The sequence below is a fragment of the Actinoplanes sp. NBRC 101535 genome (assembly GCF_030269225.1).
Taxonomy (GTDB): domain Bacteria; phylum Actinomycetota; class Actinomycetes; order Mycobacteriales; family Micromonosporaceae; genus Actinoplanes; species Actinoplanes rectilineatus.
Genome location: NZ_BSSY01000031.1, coordinates 41324 through 61604, shown reverse-complemented (window position 1 = coordinate 61604; position 20281 = coordinate 41324). Strand labels below are relative to the sequence as shown.

Annotated in this window: 13 protein-coding genes; 9 read left to right on the top strand and 4 right to left on the bottom strand. The window is 68.8% G+C overall.

Annotated features, from left to right (window positions below; genetic code table 11):
* Nucleotides 1-7: 7 nt before the first annotated feature.
* Nucleotides 8-1096, top strand: a complete 1089-nt coding sequence (locus tag QSK32_RS43935) for a LacI family DNA-binding transcriptional regulator (protein ID WP_285475390.1) — start codon at nucleotides 8-10, stop codon at nucleotides 1094-1096.
* On the opposite strand, the gene QSK32_RS43930 is transcribed toward QSK32_RS43935, so the two are convergent.
* Entirely contained in the window at nucleotides 1080-2276 is a 1197-nt protein-coding gene (locus tag QSK32_RS43930) for an alginate lyase family protein (RefSeq protein ID WP_285475389.1), read from the bottom strand. The genes QSK32_RS43935 and QSK32_RS43930 overlap by 17 nt on opposite strands.
* A 369-nt stretch (nucleotides 2277-2645) precedes the next feature.
* Between QSK32_RS43930 and QSK32_RS43925 the strand changes: the two genes are divergently transcribed.
* On the top strand, nucleotides 2646-3608 hold the full coding sequence (locus tag QSK32_RS43925; protein WP_285475388.1) for a hydroxyacid dehydrogenase: 963 nt from the start codon (nucleotides 2646-2648) through the stop codon (nucleotides 3606-3608).
* 58 nt (nucleotides 3609-3666) lie between these two features.
* Here the strand turns inward: QSK32_RS43925 and QSK32_RS43920 are convergent, their stop codons facing one another.
* Genes QSK32_RS43920 through QSK32_RS43910 form a run of 3 tightly spaced genes read right to left on the bottom strand, consistent with a single transcriptional unit; the run spans nucleotide 3667 to nucleotide 6780 of the window.
* The gene (locus tag QSK32_RS43920) at nucleotides 3667-4518 is read right to left on the bottom strand and encodes a carbohydrate ABC transporter permease (RefSeq protein WP_285475387.1); all 852 of its coding nucleotides are present in this window, start codon (nucleotides 4516-4518) and stop codon (nucleotides 3667-3669) included.
* The gene (locus QSK32_RS43915) at nucleotides 4515-5483 is read right to left on the bottom strand and encodes a carbohydrate ABC transporter permease (protein WP_285475386.1); all 969 of its coding nucleotides are present in this window, start codon (nucleotides 5481-5483) and stop codon (nucleotides 4515-4517) included. Before QSK32_RS43915 ends, QSK32_RS43920 begins: the two co-directional genes overlap by 4 nt.
* A complete protein-coding gene (locus QSK32_RS43910; protein WP_285475385.1) occupies nucleotides 5467-6780 on the bottom strand; it encodes an ABC transporter substrate-binding protein in 1314 nt (437 codons plus the stop codon). Before QSK32_RS43910 ends, QSK32_RS43915 begins: the two co-directional genes overlap by 17 nt.
* A gap of 209 nt (nucleotides 6781-6989) precedes the next feature.
* On the opposite strand from QSK32_RS43910, the gene QSK32_RS43905 reads away from it, so the two are divergent.
* From QSK32_RS43905 to QSK32_RS43875, 7 genes are all read left to right on the top strand, one after another.
* On the top strand, nucleotides 6990-8510 hold the full coding sequence (locus tag QSK32_RS43905) for a glycoside hydrolase family 43 protein (protein WP_285475384.1): 1521 nt from the start codon (nucleotides 6990-6992) through the stop codon (nucleotides 8508-8510).
* An 8-nt stretch (nucleotides 8511-8518) separates the two neighbouring features.
* Entirely contained in the window at nucleotides 8519-9148 is a 630-nt protein-coding gene (locus tag QSK32_RS43900) for a ThuA domain-containing protein (protein ID WP_285475401.1), read from the top strand.
* 127 nt (nucleotides 9149-9275) lie between these two features.
* Complete coding sequence (locus QSK32_RS43895; RefSeq protein WP_285475383.1) at nucleotides 9276-10211, top strand: family 43 glycosylhydrolase; 936 nt, start codon at nucleotides 9276-9278, stop codon at nucleotides 10209-10211.
* Entirely contained in the window at nucleotides 10208-12322 is a 2115-nt protein-coding gene (locus tag QSK32_RS43890) for an alpha-galactosidase (RefSeq protein WP_285475382.1), read from the top strand. Before QSK32_RS43895 ends, QSK32_RS43890 begins: the two co-directional genes overlap by 4 nt.
* Nucleotides 12319-13839, top strand: coding sequence for an alpha-N-arabinofuranosidase (locus tag QSK32_RS43885; protein WP_285475381.1), 1521 nt, complete (start codon nucleotides 12319-12321; stop codon nucleotides 13837-13839). Before QSK32_RS43890 ends, QSK32_RS43885 begins: the two co-directional genes overlap by 4 nt.
* Nucleotides 13840-13844: 5 nt before the next feature.
* A complete protein-coding gene (locus QSK32_RS43880; protein ID WP_285475380.1) occupies nucleotides 13845-15980 on the top strand; it encodes an alpha-L-arabinofuranosidase family protein in 2136 nt (711 codons plus the stop codon).
* 45 nt (nucleotides 15981-16025) lie between these two features.
* Nucleotides 16026-20201, top strand: a complete 4176-nt coding sequence (locus tag QSK32_RS43875) for a discoidin domain-containing protein (RefSeq protein WP_285475379.1) — start codon at nucleotides 16026-16028, stop codon at nucleotides 20199-20201.
* Nucleotides 20202-20281: the final 80 nt, after the last annotated feature.

The following is a 20281-nucleotide window of genomic DNA, read 5'->3' as shown; positions in this document are numbered from 1 at the left end:
ATCGCCCGTGGCAAGGAAGTCAGCGCCGGTCAACGCCAACCGGACCACCATCAAGGACGTCGCCTTGCGCGCCGGAGTCTCCCCCGCCACGGTGTCCCGCGTCCTGCTGGAGAACTATCCAGTGGCGGCAGCCACCCGCACCCGGGTTCTGCGTGCCATGCGTGAGCTGGACTACGTCGTTAACGCGCAAGCGCGGGCCCTGTCCGGCACCTCGACCAAGAATGTCGCGTTCCTGGCCGACGACGTGACAGGGGCGTTCTACGCCTACATCGCCCGTGGGGTGATGCACCAGGCCAAGGACGAGGGCCGGCTATGCATCGTGTGCAACACCGACGCGGACTGGGACCAGATCGTCCGATTCATCGACCTGATGCGCCAGCAGGCCGCCGACGCGGTCATCCTGGTCGGCGGCGCCCGGGAGAACGAGGCCCACGAGCAGCGGCTGATCCACTACGCGCACGCTCTCGACCGTTCCGGCTCCCGCCTAGTGCTGGTCGGACGGCCACCGTTGGCCGACCCGACCGCTCCGGCGACGGTCGTCGAGTACGACAACGAGGGCGGCGCGTACGCGATCACCGGGCACCTGCTGGCGTCCGGTCACCGCCGGATCGCGTTCGTCGGGCAGGTTCCCGGCCTGGTGACCAGCACGCAGCGGGTTGCCGGGTTCCACAACGCCCATCGGGCGATGGGTGTCGAAGCGGATCCGAAGCTGATCGTCGCCGGGGACCACAGCCGCGCGTTCGGTCACCAGGCCGCCCGCCGGCTGCTGGCCGAGGGCGCCGAATTCACCGCGGTCTTGGCCGCCACCGACGTGGTGGCGGCCGGTGTCCTGCAAGCGTTGCGGGAGGCCGGTAAACGGGTGCCCGACGACGTCGCCGTCGCCGGGTACGACGACATACCGTTGGCCGCCGATCTCTATCCGGCGCTCACCACGGTGCACGTGCCACAGGAGGAACTGGGCCGGGCAGCGGTGCGGCTGGCACTGAGCCGCGAGGAGAACGCCGGGCCGCAGCACCTGATGCTCGGCACCCATGTGGTGGTCCGTGACTCGGCACCGCCACCCGGCCGCGTTCCGGTGGCTATTTCGCGTACATGAGGGTGCCGAACCCGAGCTGGTCGAAGCCGCCGCTGTTCGGCCCGTAGTCGCCGCCACCGCCTTCGGGACGGCCGAGCGCGGCGATGGCCGCGATGTTCGGCACCGACCGGCGCAGCCGTCCGTAGTAGTGGTAGTAGAGCTGATCCCAGACCGGCCGGATCTGGCCGCGGCCGGCGTCCGAGATCACCGTCTGGGTGACGGTGGCGCAGTTCTGCCCGGTCCCCCAGGTGTAGGTGGTGTACGGGACGTCGTTGCCGAGGTTGTAGCGGGCGACGTACTCGGCGGCGCGCATGAAGCGGGTGCTGTCGTAGCTGTAGAGGTCGTCGCCCTGGTTCCACGCCATCTCGCAGATCGCACCCATCTGGCCCATGCCCATCAGGCTGTGGCCCTGATCGCGGCCGGACTCCTGCCATTGGGCCAGGCCCTGGCTCGCGTAGACGAACGGCACGGCATGCGTGATGGATCCGTTGCCGGCGCCGGTCTTGAAGTAGTTCACGGCCTGGTCGTACTTGGCGGCGTCGTCGCAGAGGATGCCGATCGCCATGATCGACGCCATGGTGCACAGGTCCCAGTTGGCCCAGTAGTTGGTGATGCAGGCGCCGTTGTGGTTGGTCAGGAAGTCGTTGTTGACCGGGTAGAAGACGCCGAGCATCATCCGCTGGAAGCGGGCCAGGTCGAAGCCGCTGTAGCCGCGCATGAGCTCGGCGGCGTTGGCGAACTGCCAGCCGTAGATGCCTGCGGCCAGGAAACGGTCGGCGTTGCCGGTGACCCTGGTCAGGGTGGCCGACCAGGCGTTGAGGATGTCGCGGGCGCAGTCGCCGTTGGCGGTGGTGCCGGCGATCCGCCAGCGCAGGGCGTTCTGGTAGGCGGCGTGGATGTCGTTGTAGAGGATGCCGTAGTTCTGGCCGGTGCCGCCGCGGATGATCGTGGCCTGCGGGTTGGCGGTCCAGGTCGGTTGCGCATGGGCGTTGGCGGTCAGCCGGTTCCAGCCGGACAGCCACGGGTCCTGGCCGGCCCCGACCCGCACCCGGGCCCGGTTGAGGTCGCCCGCGTTGTGCAGCATGCCCGGATGGGCGAAGGCGGCAGGTGCGGCGGAGGCGGGCCGGAGAGCTGCGGGGACAGCGGCGCCGGCGAGCGTGGCACCGGCGGCGGCCAGCAGCCCGCGTCGAGTGAAGCTCATGGATCACTCTCCAAAAGGGGGACAGTCTCGGAGATGAAGAGAACGTTATCTGTGTAACGTAGGCTTAACATCGATGACCGTCAAGGAAACGGAGACGCTTGACCTGCCCGAATCATCGACGCCATCGAGACGCCATCGCGTTCACATCGAAAAGCCAGAACGCGGTTTCAGAGTCCAGGGCCGCAGGCGGATCCCATCGGTGCACGAGGAGCAATTCTTACGGACTTCGACCAGCACATTGACGGCGGAAGCCTGGATTTCTAGAGTAGAGAACGATTTCTATCAACGCCGCTGAGCCGGCTACACAGGTGGAGGACAACAACCGTGGTGCAACGCCCAGTGGCACTCTTCGCGATGCGCTCGCGGCACATGGCTGAGGTGTTCACACCCTCCGTGCTGAATCAGATCTGCCAGCTCACCGAGGTCGACCCCGAGCTGGTCGCCGAACGCTTCGACACCCCCTCCATCCGGCACGCCCTGGCCGACACCGAGGTCCTGATCACCGGCTGGGGCTGCCCGCCGCTGGACGCTGTCACCCTCGCGGCGGCGCCCCGCCTCCGGGCCGTCGTGCACGCCGCGGGCAGCGTCAAGTCCCATGTCACCCAGGCTTGCTGGGACCGCGGCCTGCTGGTCTCCTCAGCCGCCGCCGCCAACGCGATCCCGGTCGCTGAATACGCTCTCGCGGCCATCCTGTTCGCCGGCAAGGGCGTCTTCACCCTGCGCGAACGCTACCGGGACGACCGGGTGTTCACCCCGGCAGCGATGGTCCCCGGTGTCGGCAACTTCGGCCAGCGCGTCGGCATCATCGGCGCCTCCCGCACCGGTCGGCGCGTGCTGGAACTGCTGCGCCCGTTCGACCTCGATGTCCACGTCGCCGACCCGTACCTGACGGCGGCCGACGCCGCCGGCCTCGGCGCGAAGCTGCTGGATCTGGACGACCTGCTACGCCGCTGCGCCGTCGTCAGCCTGCACGCACCCTCCATCCCCCAGACGCACGGCATGCTCAGTGCCGAACGGCTCGCGCTGCTGCCCGACGGCGCCGTCCTGATCAATACCGCCCGCGGCGAGCTCGTCGACACCGCGGCTCTGGCGGCCGAGGTCGCCGGCGGGCGGATCAGTGCGGTTCTCGACGTCACCGACCCCGAACCGATGCCGCCCGCCTCGCCCCTGTTCGACCTGCCGGGCGTCTTCCTCACCCCCCACGTCAGCGGCTCACACGGCAATGAGATCCATCGCCTGGGCCAGTGCGCGCTCGACGAGCTGCGCCGTCTGGTGGCCGGCCGGCCGTTCGCCCACCCCGTCCACGAACACGAACTCGTCCGCAGCGCCTGATCCCGCCGCGGGCACGGCGATAGGCCCGGTCCGTTCGGACCGGGCCTTCTCGGTGACGCTATTTGAGGCTGCCGAGGGTGATGCCGGAACGCCAGTAGCGCTGCATGGAGAGCATCAGCGCGACCATCGGGATCAACGAGACCAGGGCACCGGCCTCGACCAGGCTGGTCAGGTCCAGCGAGTTCTCCACCTTGACGTTGAGCCAGGAGTACAGGCCGAGCATGGCCGTCCACTTCTGCTCACCGCGCAGGAACACCAGCGGGAAGTAAAAGGCGTTCCAGGCGCCGATGAACCCGAGCAGGAAGATGGTGGCGGCGCCGGTGCTCATCAGCCGCACGCCGATCTGGAAAAAGATCCGGTACTCGCCGGCGCCGTCGATACGGGCGGCTTCCAGCAGCTCCGGTGGGATGGCGCCCTCGGCGTACACCTTGGCCAGGTAGACCGAGAGTGGGGCGAAGAAGCCCGGCAGGATCACCGCCCACGGGGTGTCGACCAGGCCGAGGTCGGTGAAGAGCAGAAACGACGGGATGGTCAGCAGCGCGCCGGGGACCAGGAACGATCCGATGACACAGGCCATCAGCACACCGCGGCCGGGGAACCGGTACATGGCGAGGCCGTAACCGCAGGCGATGCAGATGATCGTCATTCCGACGGTGCTGGCCACGCCGTACCAGATGCTATTGGCCATCCACCGCAGGAAGATGCCGTCGTTGTAGGTGAACAGCATCTTCAGGTTCTCCCACAACCGAAAGTCGGCGAACCACAAGCCGTTGGTGTTGTAGAGGTCGTGCTGGGACTTCGTCGACGACACCAGCAGGAACCACATCGGCGCCAGCGAGTAGACGGTGAACAGCGTGAGCCCGGTCAGCACCAGGATCCTGGGCGTCCGGCGACGGGCGTTCTCGGTCATGTCGGTTTCCTGTTGGTGAGTTTGTAGAAGACCGCTGAGGCGATGCCGACGACGGCGGCCAGGATGATCGACAGGGCGGAGGCGTAGCTCAAGTCACCGACCGCGAACGCCTGGTCGTAGATCATCATGATCGGCGTGAAGTTGCGGTCCACGGTCTCCGGCGTCATCGACCGGAACAGCAACGGGTCACTGAAGATCTGCAGGGTTGCGATGATCGCCAGGACCGAGGTCAGGACCAGCGAGGTACGCACGAACGGGACCTTGATCGACCAGGCGATCCGCAACGTCGACGCGCCGTCCACCCGGGCACTGTCGAAGATCTCCCGAGGAATGTTCTGCAGAGCGCCGTAGACGACCAGGATGTTGAAGCCGATGCTGCTCCACGCCATGATGTTGCCGATGGACACCCAGATCAGGGCGCCGCTGTAGAAGTCGGCGTCGATGCCGAACAGGCTGAAGAACGGCGTGATCGGGCCGACCGCCGGGCTGTAGAGGTAGATCCAGATGAGGATCGCCACGATGCCGGGGACCATGTGCGGGATCAGCAGCGCCACCCGGAAACGGCCCGCGGCGCGCCTGCCGAGTTCGTCGAGCAGCAGGGCGGCCGCCAGACTGGCGATCTGGATGATCGGGATGACGACCAGGGCGAAGAGCGTGACCCGCAGCATCCCGCCCCAGAATGCCTCGTCGTTCAACCCCCGGGTGAAGTTGTCGAGGCCGCTGAAGGTGACGCTCTGCCCGCCGAAGCCGAGGCCTGAGGACTTCTTGGTGTAGAGGCTCTCGCTGAGGCCGACGATCACCGGAACGACGATGAACAGGGCGAACCCGAGGAAGTACGGCACGGTGAAGGACGCGCCCTGCCATGCCGTGCGGCGGCGGACCCTGGCGGACGGCTTTGCGGTGGTGGGTGGTGCGGCCGGCGGGGTCGCCGCCGGCCGCGCCAGCCGGTCAGTTGCCGGCGACATTGATTCCCTTGGTCTTCAGGTCTTCGACGGTGTAGGTCTGCATGTGCTCCAGCAGCTGCTGGAGCGAGATCTTCTTCGTGACCGCGAGGGCCCACTGGTCCTGCAGTTCCTTGAAGACGCCGGTGTAATTGGGGCCGACCACCCACGGGTCGATGCCGGCCTTGGTGGCTTTGAGGATGACCGGGACGGCCTCGGCACGCCGATCACCGAAGAGGTTCTTGGGGACCACCGACTCGACCCACGGCGACGGGTCGGGAATCGCGCCGGGCCAGGCGTAGGCTCCGGTGTCCGGCAGGTAGGAGGCGTCGATGGCGTCCTTGCTGCTGTTGAGCCAGACCGCGACCTCAGTGGCTTCGGCGAGGTGCGGGCAGCCCTTGGGGATCAAGGTCGCGGCACCGTGCGCCGGAGTGACGAAGGTGGCGGCGTCGGCGTACTGCGGCAGGTCGATGGGCTGCCAGTCGCCGAGGGACTTCTTGAAGTTGGTCTCGTAGTTGGACAGCTGCCAGGTCGCGGTGGGCAGGGAGACCATCTTGCCCTGGTCGAAGTACGAGATCAGGGCCGGCCGGTCGGTGTAGGTCTGGTTCGCGACGACGCCGTTGTCGACGAGCTGCTGCACGACCGCGGCGGCCTTCTGCGACTCCGGGGACAGGAAGCCGACCTTCCAGGCGTTGTCCTGCACCGAGTACCAGCTGCCGCCGGCCTGCTGGGTCAGGTTGACCAGGGTGCTGGGGTCCTCGCCGGCGAGGTTCATCACTTGGATGCCGTGCGGCTTGAGCTTGATCCCGGCGGCGATGATGTCGTCCCAGGTCTTGGGGACGGCGATACCGTGCTGGTCGTAGACAGCGCGGTTGATCATCATGAAGCTGGGGGCCGCGCCGGCCGGGACGCTGTAGTACTTGCCCTCGACGGTGACGGCCTTGACCGCGGTGTCAGTGAAGATCTTCTTCTCGATGTACGGAGTGAGCTGCTCGGTGACGTCGGCGAGCAGTCCTTCGGCCAGCAGGGACGGCACTTCGCCGAAGCTCTGCACGACACAGGGCACGTTCTGTCCGGCGGCGACGGCGTTGCGCAGGCCGCCGGCTGCGGTCGGGTTGTCGGCCTGCTTCACAAACTTGATCTTTGTGTCGGTGTGGGTCTCGTTGAACTTGGCGACCACCGGCTCGATGTTGGGCGACCAGGCCCAGTACTCCACCTCGACCGGGCCCGAGGCGGTCTCGTCCTCGCCGCACGCGGCGAGCGTGAAGGTCATGCCCACCGCCAGCGCGGCGGCCAGCCACCGCCTGCTCCTGCCGTCCATCCGTGTGCCTCCAAAAAGTGGCGAGCTGTAGAAATCGCTTTCTACGGAAAGTAGGCTTCCGGCTCAGTGTCGTCAATAGCTCATTTCCGCGAGGTTACCGGCGTAGAACGCCCCAGCTCGGAGAGTCCTGCCGCCTCCCAGCGCATCGACGGGACCGGGCAAGCATAGAGACCGTTACCAGGATTTCGGCACGAGGAGCACTCCCCTACATGATCATTAATCCGATTCTCCCAGGTTTCCACTCCGACCCGTCCGCCATCCGCGCCGACGGCCGATACGTCGTCGCGACCAGCACCTTCGAGTGGTTTCCGGGCGTCAGCCTGCACACGTCGGCAGACCTGCGCACGTGGCAGCCGATCGGCGCGGCATTGGACCGGCCGGAGCAACTCGACCTGCGCGGCGTACCCGACTCGGGAGGGGTCTGGGCACCCGCGCTCAGCTATCACGACGGCCTCTACTGGTTGGTGTACTCCATCGTTCGCACCATGACCGGCGCCTACAAGGATCTCGACAACTACCTGGTCACCGCCACGGATCCGGCCGGGCCGTGGAGCGACCCGGTCCACCTCAACTGCTCCGGTTTCGACCCGTCGCTGTTCCATGCCGCCGACGGGCGCCGCTACCTGGTCAACCTGAACTGGGACCACCGCGCGGACCGGTTCTCGTTCGGCGGCATCCTGCTACAGGAATACGACCACGAACGCCGTGAGCTGGTCGGTAACCCGGACCTGATCTATACCAGCGAGGAATTGATGGAGGGCTCGCACCTGTTCGAGCACGACGGCTGGTTCTACCTGATGCTGGCCGAAGGCGGGACCGGCTACCACCATGGGATCCGGCTGGCCCGATCCCGGAACCTGCACGGACCTTACGAAACCGACCCGAGTCCGTTGCTCACCTCACGCGACGATCCGAGAGCGGTGATCCACAAGGCCGGGCACGGACAGTTGGTCACCACTGCGGACGGCGAGCACTACCTCGTGCACCTGGGAGCGCGACCGGTGATGGGCCGGACGGGCCTGCGGTCGCCGCTCGGGCGCGAGACGTTCCTGCAGCGCGTGATCTGGGACGACGACGGCTGGCTGCGGCTGGCCGACGGCGGCCATCACCCGTACGCCGACGTGCCCGCACCCCGCGCCGCGCCGCAACCGGCGCCGCAGCCGCGGGATCAGGCCTTCCGTGGACCAGAATGGGTGAGCTTGCGCGGCCCGGCACAGGCGGACCTGAGCAGCCGGCCGGGGTGGCTGCGGCTGCGGGGCCGGGAGAGCCTCGACTCACTGTTCCACCAGTCGCTGCTGGCGTGCCGCCTGACCAGCCTGACCTGCATGGCCGAGGTGACCGTCGACGCGGATCCGCAGCGGTTCACCGAGATGGCCGGGCTGGTCGTCTACTACAACACCACCGGCTACCACTACCTCGCCGTCACCCACCACGAGGATCGAGGCCGTGTCGTCGGGGTGATCAGCAAGTCCCCCGCCGGCACCATCGAACACGTATGGCGACCGGCCGGCGCGGGGCCGTTACGACTGCACGCCGAAGTCGACGGATTGCGGCTGGTACTCAGCGTCGATGACGACCGGTGGGAGGTCGACCTCGACGCGCTGTCCGACGAGATCGGGCCACCGCTGCGCTTCACCGGCACCATGATCGGCGTCTGCGTGCAGGACCTGGCCCGCCGCCGGTTCACGGCGGACTTCACCGGTTTCTCGCTGACGGGCGCGCCACGATGAGGGCCTTGATGGTTCGCGGGGGCTGGACGGGCCACGAGCCGATCGCCTGCACCGAGCTGTTCCGCGACTTTCTGGAGGAACACGGCTTCGAGGTGCGCACCGCCGAGAACCTCGACGTCTACACCGACACCAGCCTGCTCGCCGGCATCGATCTGATCATTCAAAGCTGGAGCGGCGGCCGGCTCACACCGGAACAGGAGGACGGGCTGGTCACACGGATCCGCTCGGGCGCCGGGTTCGCCGGATGGCACGGCGGGGTGGTCGCCACCGGCTACGAAGCGCCGCGCTACCAGTTCATGGTCGGCGGCCGGTTCCTCTGCCATCCGGGCGGATTCGTCGAGCACACCGTCGACATCACCGGCGCCCACCCGATCACCGCCGGCCTGAGCAGCTTCGACGTCCGCACCGAGCAGTACCACTGCCATGTCGACCCCGCCCTGGAGGTGCTGGCCACCACCACGTTCGCCGGCCATCCGGAAGCACCCGAGACAGCCGGCACCGTCATGCCAGTGGTCTGGACCCGCCGCTTCGGCGCCGGCCGGGTGTTCGTCTCCACACTCGGGCACTCCCCCGCAGACCTGCTGATACCCCAGACCCGGACGCTGACCGAACGCGGCCTGCTCTGGGCCGCAGGCTGAGAACGCACCCGCAGCACTGATCGCCCACAGCGCGGATAACGATTTCTATGATCATCGGCTTTCAACTCCTTTTCACCACGGAAACACGTTGATAACGTTCTCTTCGCGTTCGTTCCAAGGAGGACACGTGTCCACGCTCGCGCCACCGGGAAAGATCGCCCCGGGATCCCTGTTCACCGACCAGGCCGGCCGTATCGCTCAACTGCACGGCATCGGCATCCAACACCTCGACGGCCTCTTCTGGGCCTGGGGAGAGGACAAGTCGGCCGGCCCCACCTTCGGCGGGGTGGCCTGCTACTCCTCACCCGACCTGGCCACCTGGACCTTCCACGGCCACGCCCTCACCCCCGACCCACACGTGCCCGACCTGGCACCCGGCCGGATCGTCGAACGCCCCAAGGTCCTGCGCCGGCCCGACGGCGCCTACGTGATGTTCCTGCACCTGGACTCCCCCGACTATCGCGACGCCCGGGTCGGCTGGGCGATCGCCGACCGACCCGAAGGCCCCTACCGCTACCTGTACGGCACCCGCCCACTCGGTCATGAGAGCCGCGACATCGGCGTGTTCACCGACACCAGCGGCGCCGGCTACCTGCTGTCCGAGGACCGCCGCAACGGCCTGCACATCTACCGCCTCAGCGCCGATCTACTGTCGGTCGAGGCCCTGGTGTCGACCACACTGACCCCGGCCGGCACCCACGGGTACGAGTCCCCGGCCCTGGTCGAGGCCGACGGCCTCTTCTACCTGTTCGGCTCGGACCTCACCGGCTGGTCCACCAATGACAACAAGTACGCCACCGCCACCAGCCTCGCCGGGCCGTGGAGCGCCTGGGCCGACTTCGCGCCGCCCGGCACCGCCACCCACGACTCGCAGACCTCCGTGATTGTCACCGTTCACGGCACACAGCGGACCAGCCACGTCTATGTCGGCGATCGCTGGCGCAAGGACGACCTGTTCCATTCGGCGCCGGTCTGGCTGCCCCTCGAGATCGGCGGCGGCACCGCTCAGGTCCGGTGGCGCGACCTGTGGACGATCGACCCGGTCACCGGGGTGATCTCGTGACGGTCACCCTGCCCGGCCTCGTCGATGGCGCCGAACAGCGACTCGCCTGGGGCAACGACGTGCTGCGCCTGGTCGTCGCGCACGGCCCGGACACCACTCCCCGGCTGGTCGCGCTGTGGCACACCGCCGAAACCCGCCCTGATCTGGCCGCGCTGCGCTGCTCCGCGCTGCCGGTGCTGGAGGTCGCGCTGGCCGGTGAGGGCCGGTCCGGCACGGCCGGTAAACGGCACGTCGACGGTGCCGCCGCGCAGCGGATGCGTCTGACCGGCACCGACGCGCAACGCCGCGACGGTATCGGTCGGCTACGGCTGCACCTGGCCGACGAGCAGTCGGGGCTACGCGCGACCGTGCACTACGAGGTCGCCGACGGCATTCCGGTGCTGCGCTCGTGGGCGGAACTGAGTGCGGAGAACGACCTGCAGGTCGAGCACGTGACCACCGCCGCCGTCGCCGGCCTCGGCCACGGCGGCCGCTGGGAGGACGAGCTGATGCTCTGGACGGCGGCGAACCCGTGGAGCGGTGAGTTCCGCTGGTCACGAGCCGCCCTCGCCGAGCGGGGCCTCTACGACGTCGGTATGACCCGCTTCCACCAGGTCGGCTCCAAGAACCGGATCAGTCTCACCTCCACCGGCGCCTGGTCCACCTCCGAGCACCTGGCGATGGGCATCGTCGAGGACCGTCGCAGCGGCCGGATGCTGGCCTGGCAGGTGGCGTCCAACACCACCTGGCACGCCGAGCTCGGCGACCGGTACGGCGACGTCTACCTGGCGGTGTTCGGCCCCACCCTGCTGGAACACCAGTGGACCGGCCGGCTCGGCAAGGACTACTCCCTGCGTACCCCAGCGATTGATCTCGCGGTGGTGCCCGGACCCGCGCATGGCGCGCTCGAAGCGGTTGGTGCCGCCCTGGCCGCGCACCGGCGCCGGATCCGGCGCCCGCACCCGGACCACCGAGCGCTGCCGGTCGTCTACAACGACTTCCTGAACGCGCTGATGTCGGACCCGACGACCGAGCGGGAGATCCCGCTGATCGAGGCCGCCGCGGACTTGGGCGTGGAGACGTTCGTGATCGACGCCGGCTGGTACGACGACGAGGGCGGCGGCTGGTGGGACTCGGTCGGCGCCTGGGAGCCGTCGATCACCCGGTTCCCCGACGGCGGCCTCGACGCGGTGATCGACCGCATCAAGGCCGCTGGGATGACACCCGGGCTGTGGTTGGAACCCGAGGTCGTCGGGGTGCGCAGCCCGATCGCCGGGCAACTGCCGCCGGAGGCGTTCTTCCAGCGCGACGGCGTGCGGATCGCCGAGTGGGGCCGCTATCAGCTCGATCTGCGGCACCCCGCCGCCCGCGCCCACCTCGACACCGTGGTCGACCGGCTGGTCACCCGGTTCGGGCTGGGATATCTCAAGCTGGACTACAACGTCGACACCGGGCCCGGCACCGACGGCGGCACCGGCGAACCGGCTGGCGCCGGGCTGGCCGGGCACGGACAGGCGCTGCTCGACTGGGTCACCGCGATCATGGACCGCCATCCCGGCCTGGTCGTGGAAGGCTGCGCCGCTGGGGGCTCGCGCACCGACCCGGCCAGCGGCGCGGTGTTCCCGATCCAGTCACTGACCGACCAGCAGGACTTCCGGGCGATGCCGCCGATCGCCGCCTCAGCGCCGCTGGCGATCCTGCCGGAACAGGCCGGGGTATGGGCCTCGACAGACGGTTCGATGAGCCGCGACGACCTGGCGTTCTCCCTGATCACCGCAATGCTGGGCCGGGTGCACCTGGCCGGGCGCATCGACACCCTGGACACCCGGCAACGCGGAACCGTCCGCGAGGCCCTGGCTGTGCACCGCCGCGTCCGGGCCGCGGTCGCCCGGTCGACGCCGGTGTGGCCGCTCGGGCTGCCCGGCTGGCGCGATCCGTGGATCGTCGCCGGAGCCCGTGACGGTGACGACCTCTATCTGGCCGTCTGGCGGCGCGACGGTGGCGACGACGTGCTGGACCTCGGAGTCGAGGGCGAGGTCCTCTTCCCGCCGTGGGCGCCGGCACGTGTCGGCCCGCAGATCCGCCTCGCCCCGCACTGCGCCCTGCTCCTGCACGTGAAAGGCACATCGTGACCATCGAAGCCATCCTCAACCTCGACATCGGCGGGCCGCGGATCAACCGGCACGTCTACGGGCACTTCGCCGAGCACCTAGGCCGGTGCATCTACGGCGGTTTCTACGTCGGTGCGGATTCCGATATCCCGAACGAGGGCGGCATCCGCCTCGACGTCGTCGACGCCTTGCGCGCCCTCGGCATCCCCAACCTGCGCTGGCCCGGTGGTTGCTTCGCCGACGAGTACCACTGGCGCGACGGCATCGGCCCCCAGGATCAGCGCCCGGTCATGGTCAACACGCATTGGGGTGGTGTCGAGGAGAACAACCACTTCGGCACCCACGAGTTCATGGCGCTGTGCGAACTGCTCGGCGCCGAGCCGTACATCAGCGGCAACGTCGGCTCCGGCACGGTCCGGGAGATGAGCGACTGGGTGGAGTACCTGACCCGCGACGGCGACTCCCCGATGGCCCGGCTGCGCAAGGCCAACGGCCGCGACCAGCCGTGGAACGTCCGGTTCTGGGGCCTGGGTAACGAGGCGTGGGGCTGCGGCGGCAACATGACCGCGCAGCATTACGCGCAGGAGGCTCGTCGTTACGGCACCTACTGCCGCGACTATGGCGACAACAAGCTCTACAAGATCGCCGCCGGTGCCAACGCCGAGGACTACGCCTGGACCGAGACCCTGATGAAACAGCTCGGGCACCTCGGCTGCCAGCACATCCGTAACACCGCCTACCACGCCCTGTCCCTGCACTACTACACGATTCCCGGCACCACCTGGACCAACAAGGGTTCGGCCACGCTGTTCGACACCGGCGAGTACTACACGACGATGGCCGAAGCAGCCCGCATCGAGCAGCTGATCGCCGGGCACGCCGCGGTGATGGACTGCTACGACCCGGCCAAGAGCGTCGGTCTCGTGCTGGACGAGTGGGGCACCTGGTTCGATGTGGAGCCCGGCACCAACCCCGGTTTCCTGTACCAGCAGAACACCTTGCGCGACGCCCTGGTCGCGAGCCTGCATTTCGACGTCTTCCACCGGCACGCCGATCGCCTCGTGATGGCGAACATCGCCCAGACCGTCAACGTGCTGCAGGCGATGATCCTCACCGACCCGGACTCCAAGGCCCTGGTCCTCACCCCCACCTATCACGTCTTCCAGATGAACCAGGGCCATCAGGACGCGACGTCGCTGCGCGTCGACTTCCGCGGTGAGCTACCGTCGCGCCCGGTCGGTGACGCGACGCTGACGACGGTGTCGGTCTCGGCGAGCCGTAAGGACGGCCGGCTGCTCGTGTCCCTGTCCAACCTCGACGCCACCGACGCCGCCGACATCACCATCGATTTGCGGGGCGGCGCGGTTCGGACCGTCGAAGCGCTGATCCTGACCTCGCAGGCGTTGCAGGACCACAACACCCCGCAGTCGCCGACAGCGGTGGTGCCGCGCGCCCACGAGGGTGTGTCACTGTCCGGCGGCACGCTGCGGGTCCACCTGCCCGCCCACTCGTTCGTCACCGTCAGCGGTGCACTGTGATCACCGTGCACATCGGGGACGCGGTCACCGAGACGGCGCCCGACCTGTGGGGGCTCTTCCTCGAAGACCTCAATGACGCATTCGACGGTGGCCTGAACGCCGAGCAGGTCCGCAACGGCGACTTCGAGTTCACCCCCTCCCACCTCTCCGGCTGGAGCTTCACGGGCACGGCCACGATCCGCACCGACCTGCCGATCCACGCCGCCAACCCCCATTTCGTACGGGTGACCGGCCCGGCCGTACTCGTCAACGAAGGCTGGGACGGCTTGCACGGCTCACGACTGCGGTTCACCTGCTTCGCCCGCACCCTGACCGGCCCGTCCCTTATCCATGTCGCCGGTGTGCCGGTGACGATCGACTCGCCCGGCTGGCAGCAGAACAGCGCCGACCTGTCCCTCGATACCCGCGGGCCGCTGCGCATCGAGGTGCCGTCGGGCAGTGTCGTCGACCTGGACTGCGTGTCGGTGCGGCCGACCGGACCCGGCGGCGAGCCGCTGACCTTCCGCCCCGACCTGCTGCAGGCGCTGCAGGACCTGTCACCGAGCTTCATCCGCTTCCCCGGCGGATGCCTCGCCCACGGGTTCGGGCTGGACAACATCTACCACTGGAAACAGACCATCGGCGCCCGCCACGGACGGGCGCAGGCACCCAACATCTGGGGCTACCACCAGTCCCGGCAGCTCGGCTACCTCGAGTTCTTTCAGCTGTGTGAGGCGACCGGCGCCACCGCCGTGCCGGTGGTCGCGGCCGGGGTCTGCTGCCCCAACTCCCCCGGCGGCGCCGAGGCGATCCCGGTCGGCGACATGGACGACTATGTGCAGGACGTCCTGGACCTGATCGAGTTCGCCAACGGCGCCGCCACCACGCCGTGGGGCGCGCGACGCTCCGAGCTCGGCCACCCCGCCCCCTTCGGGCTGCGCTACCTCGGAGTCGGCAACGAGGACCAGATCACCGACGACTTCCGTGACCGGTACGCGCGCATCGAGGACGCCGTCCGCGAACATCATCCGGAGATCACCGTGATCGGGACCTCCGGCCCGCAGACCCACGGCCCGGACTATGAGGCCGGGTGGGAGTACGCCCGCAAACGCGGCATCGCCATGGTCGACGAACACGGCTACCAGAGCCCGCGCTGGCTGCACCAGAACGTCGACCGTTACGCCGGCTACGACCCGGCCGGGCCCAAGGTCTACCTCGGCGAATGGGCCGGCAGCACCAGCCGGGTCCGGTCCGCGCTCGCCGAGGCGGCGTACATGATCGGTCTCGAGCGCAGTCCCGGTGTGGTGCGGATGGCCTCCTACGCGCCGCTGCTCGCCCGAGCCGGGCACACCCAGTGGACACCGGACCTGATCTACTTCACCGCCGACGAGGTCCGGCCGAGCGCCTCCTACTACGTGCAGCAGGCCTTCGCCGCCGAACGCGGCAGGCACGTCCACCCGGTCACCCTCGACGGTGTCCCGGACCGGCCGGACACGTCACCTCGCACCGGCACCGCCCGGCTCAGCGTGCGCGGAGAATCCATCGTGGCCTTCACCGGCCGGCTGCCACCGTTGATCGACACGGTCGACGCGGACCTGGAGTTCACCGCCGTCGCCCAGCGCGGCACCGACGGCTTCGAGCTTCGGCTCGGCCCCGACGCCCCGCATCGGTTCCTGCGAATCGTGTTCCGCGACGACGCCACGGTGATCATCCGCAGTGACGACGGCATCGACAACGTCGACCAGGGCCCTCTGCCGTGGGCCGGCCCGCGCATCGGCGAGCGGGTCCACGTCCGGGTCCGCCTTGACGGGCCCCGGGTGCGGGTGTGGGTCGACGGCGAGCTACGCCATGACCATCTGCAGGACATGCGGCCCGAACAGCGGATCGTCGCCGGGGCGGTGTCGCGTCCCGGTCCCGGCGGCCGGCCGCAGTACATCGTCCGGCTGGTCAACGCCCTACCGGACGCGCGAACCGCGCGCCTGATACTGCCCGGCGTCCCCGGTCCGTTCGCCGCGGATGTCACGGTGCTCGCCGGCGCCGGCCCGGACCAGGGCGCCTTCCACCAGGCGTCCCCGGTCACCCCGGTCCGTACCACGGTGACCGGCACCGACCTGCACCTGCCGCCATGGTCGCTGACCACGGCGGTCGTCACACCCCTCTGATCCGGCTGCTCCCTGGTTCGGCCGCTCCTTCCCGAAAGGACTCTGATGAGACAAGCCGGGCGCATCGCCGCCCTGATCACCGCTCTCTGCACCGGGCTCGCCGTGGTCGCCGCGCCGCAGCCCGTGTCGGCGGCCGTCCCCGCCGACCTGATCACCGGCAACGTCATCACCATCACCGAGACCGTCAGCGACGCCGGGTTCGTCCACCCCGGCATCGGCCTGTCCGCCACCGACCTGCGTAACGCCCAAGCCCAGGTCCGCGCCGGCCGGCAACCCTGGGCCTCCTACTTCGACGCGATGGCCGCCACCAGCTTCGCCGCCACCACCTACCGGGCCTCCAACTCCAAGTCCGCCGCCGAACCCGACGTTCCACTCGACCCCGCCTTCGTCCAGGTCGGCATGCGCAACCGGGAGACCAACGACTCCTTCGGGGCGCTCACCCAGTCCCTGATGTGGATTATCACCGGCAACGAGGTCTACCGCCGCAACGCCATCCAGGCCTTGCGGACCTGGGCCGGCATGAACCCGCAGAAGTACACGTACTTCCCGGACGCGCACATTCACACCGGGCATCCCCTGCACCAGTTCCTGATGGCCGCGGAGATCATCCGCGCCACCGAGCCGCTGGCCGACGACACCCCCGGAACCTACGACGGTTACAACGTCGTCTGGACCGCCACCGACGACCAGAAGCTGCTGACCAACTTCGCCAACCCGGTCGTCACCACGTTCCTGCACTCCAACACCCGCTGGATGAACCAGCACAACTTCGGGCTCTTCGGCCGCCTCTCGACGGCGATCTACGCCGACGACGCCGCCGGCTACGCCAAGGGCGTCGAGTGGTTCACCGTCAACTCGACCTACACCGGCTACGACAACGGCGCCATCGCCCCGCAGATCCCTCTCATCGAAGCCGGCAACCCCGCCAATCCGTACGGCTACGACTTCGTCCAGGTCCGGGAGATGGGCCGTGACCAGGCCCACGGTGAATGCAACATCGACAACTTCACCGGACTCGCCCGGATCCTCGACGTCCAGGGCACCAAGGTCGACCCGGTCGCCGGTACCGTCTCGACCGGCGCGAACGCGGTCAGCAGCTATGACTTCCTCGGCCGGCGGCTACTCGCCGGCGCGAACGCCTTCTACGGCTTCATGCTCGGCGCCTGGGTGCCGTGGGCCGACGAACGCGGTGAAGGCTGGGACGGCACCGTCTCCCAGGCCTACCGTGGGCGGCTGTTCAACCCGGTCAACGAGCTCTACTACGAGTACGCGCAACGCGGCGTCGATGTCGCCGCCGAGGCCCCATGGCTCGCGGAACTCTCCGAACGCCGCGACGGCCCCTACTTCTACAACGGCACCGGGGTGTCCAACTTCTGGTCGCCCGGTGACAAGAACCCCGAGTACTGGGTGGCGTTCCCGAACGCGCTGGCCGGCACCACCCCGCCCGCCCGGCCCGCGACCTCCGACCTCGCGTTCGCGCCGTGGAGCCTGCCCCTCGACGACCGCACCGAGATCGTCGACGGTGTCGCCCGCGCCCACGTCACCCCGCAGGGAACCACCAGTGTTCTGACCCGCGTCATGCACGACAACAACGGCAGCAACGGCCTGCTGGTCCGCGCCGACGGCCCGGCCACCCTTGAGGTGCTGAACAAGGAACCGGCCTCCCTCCTGAACCCGGACGAGATCTCACCCAAGGTGCTCGCCACGGTGTCCATCCCGGCAACCGGCGGCCGGTGGCGTTACGTCACCTATCCGGAAGCCGGAAGCAACGCCCACTACTACCGCCTCACCGGCCCCGCCGGCACCACCGTCGACCTCGATCACCTACGGCTGCAGGCACAGACGACCCTCACCCCGCCACAGTTCACGCAGTCCGGTGACAACGTCTATCTGACCGCCGGCGAGACGTCGGCGCTCTCGTTCGCCGCCACCGACAGCGGGGGATCGGTCACCTACACCGCGGCCGGGCTACCTGCCGGAGCCACCTTCGACGCCGGCACCGGCGTGCTGACCTGGAAACCCGGGCGGCATGACATCGGTCGTCACCGCGTGAGCATCGTCGCCGACGACGGGCAGAGCATCGCCACCCGCACCTTCGAACTGGTCGTCTCCAAGGACCGGAACAAGACCATCGACGCCGCGGTGGCCGACGGCACCGATCGCCGGGCGGTCTACACCACAGCCACCCGGGAGCCGTACGAGGCAGCGCTGAAAGCCGCCCGCAAGGCCACCCCGCAACAATTCGACGCCGCGTTCACCACCCTGCTGACCAGCATCAGGGCCCTGCGACTACTCAACCCGACGCTGGCCGACGGCACCCTGAACTACCTCGACGGCGTGGTCACCGCGACGGTCCTCGACGCCACCGGCATGCGCAACCTCACCGACGACGACTACGGCAGCGGCATCGCGGACCTGCGCGTCGCATCCTTCGTCTTCGACTTCGGGCCCCGCTACCGGATCACCCCGAGATCCTTCGCCCTGCAAGCCCGTTTCACCTTCGGCAACCGGCTTCAAGGCACCAACGTCTACGGCTCACCCGACGGCATCACCTGGGAACTGCTGACCGCACGCGAGACCGTCAACAGCAACGCGTGGCAGCACCTCCCCGTCACCACCGCGAAAAAGTACCGCTACCTCAAGTTCCAGGTGGACCACCCCGGGGTCGCCACCGACCCGGCCTACCCCGGCCTCTGGTCGTTCGCCGAACTCCGCATCAGCGGCCAGCGCACCGAGGTTCCCGGCACCGTCGACACCGTCACGGTCACCTCACCGGCCGCCCTCGCCGGCCGCGTCACCGCCGGTGACACCGTCAACGTCGCCTTCACCAGCCCCACCCCGATCAGCCGGGTCAAGGTCAAGGCCGGCGGGCACACGCTTCCCGCATCCAGCCCCGACGGGAAGACCTGGACCGCCACCGGCACGCTCGGCGGCCTGACCGGCAGCGGCCCGCTCGCCGTCACCATCGACCACACCACCGACCGCGGCGTACGGGCCGCGACAGTCCACGACGCCACCTCCCTGCACGGATCCGACGAACGCGATCTGATCGACCTGCGTACCGTCCAGGCGGCCCCGGCCGCCCACGCCGCGCTGATGCTCGACGCGAACCCCGCCACCTTCAGCGACGCCGAGAAGACCGTCACCTTCGACATCGGCGAAGGATCCGCATTCCGGCTCGACCGTATCGAGCTGCTCGCCCGACGCGACAACACCGGCATGGTCCGCATACCCGACCTGGTCTTCCAAGGCTCCACCGACGCCACCACTTGGACCACGCTCACCGGGCCTGCGTCCAAGACGCTCTCCTGGCAGACCCTGCCATCGCGCACCCGTACCGAGTTCCGGTACCTGCGCGCCGCCAACAGCACCTACATCAACATCGCCGAACTACGGATCCACGGCGACCTGCGCCTGGACCTCGACCCGGTCCTGGCCCGCGCCGACGCCGTCGACCTCGGCGGCTACACCCGCGCCTCGCGGATCCTGTTCCCCCGCGAGGTCCAGGCCGTCCGGAACGCGGCCACCCAGCCGGGCGCCGACGAGACCACGCTGGCCCGGCGGCTGCTCAAAGCCTGGGACCTGCTCGTGCCGGCGGCCGCCGCCGCACCCGCCGCCCTCGACAAGTCCTGGGTCACGATCGCCCCGGACGGCGCCGACGGATGGCTGATGTTCGACGGCGACACCGCCACCTACCCCAACACCACCACGAAGGCGTGCACCACCACCATCGCCCCGGCCAACGGCTCCGCCTTCACCGTACGATCTGTCCGATACCATCCCCGGCCGAACGCCGTCTCCCGCGCCACCGGCATGAACCTGCAAGGGTCGAACGACGGCGGCACGACCTGGACCACGTTCGCCACCACCGGCGCCCCGGTGGCGGGCTGGAACACGGTCGCCCTGACCACCCCGGTCCACTACCGGCAACTGCGGATCACCGGCGGTAACGGCTACTGCAACGTCGCCGAACTGCAGTTCATCGTCGACACCCTCGACACGAGCGCACTCCACCTCCAGCTGACCGAATCCGGCGCCCTGACCGAAGCCGCCTGGACGCCGGCATCCTGGTCGGCCCTCGTGACGGCTCGCACCGCCGCCCGGACGGTCGCCGACGACAAAGCCGCTACCCAGGACCAGGTGGACGCGGCGGCCGGCGCCCTCGCCACGGCGATCACTGCGTTGGTCGCGCCCGAGAAATCAGCGGGAATGGTTCTGTAATCCCGTCACGGTCGCCCGGGTCTCCGAGCTGTAAGCAAGATCCGGGCGAAAGTGAGAAGAGCATGATGGTCAGCCGACGC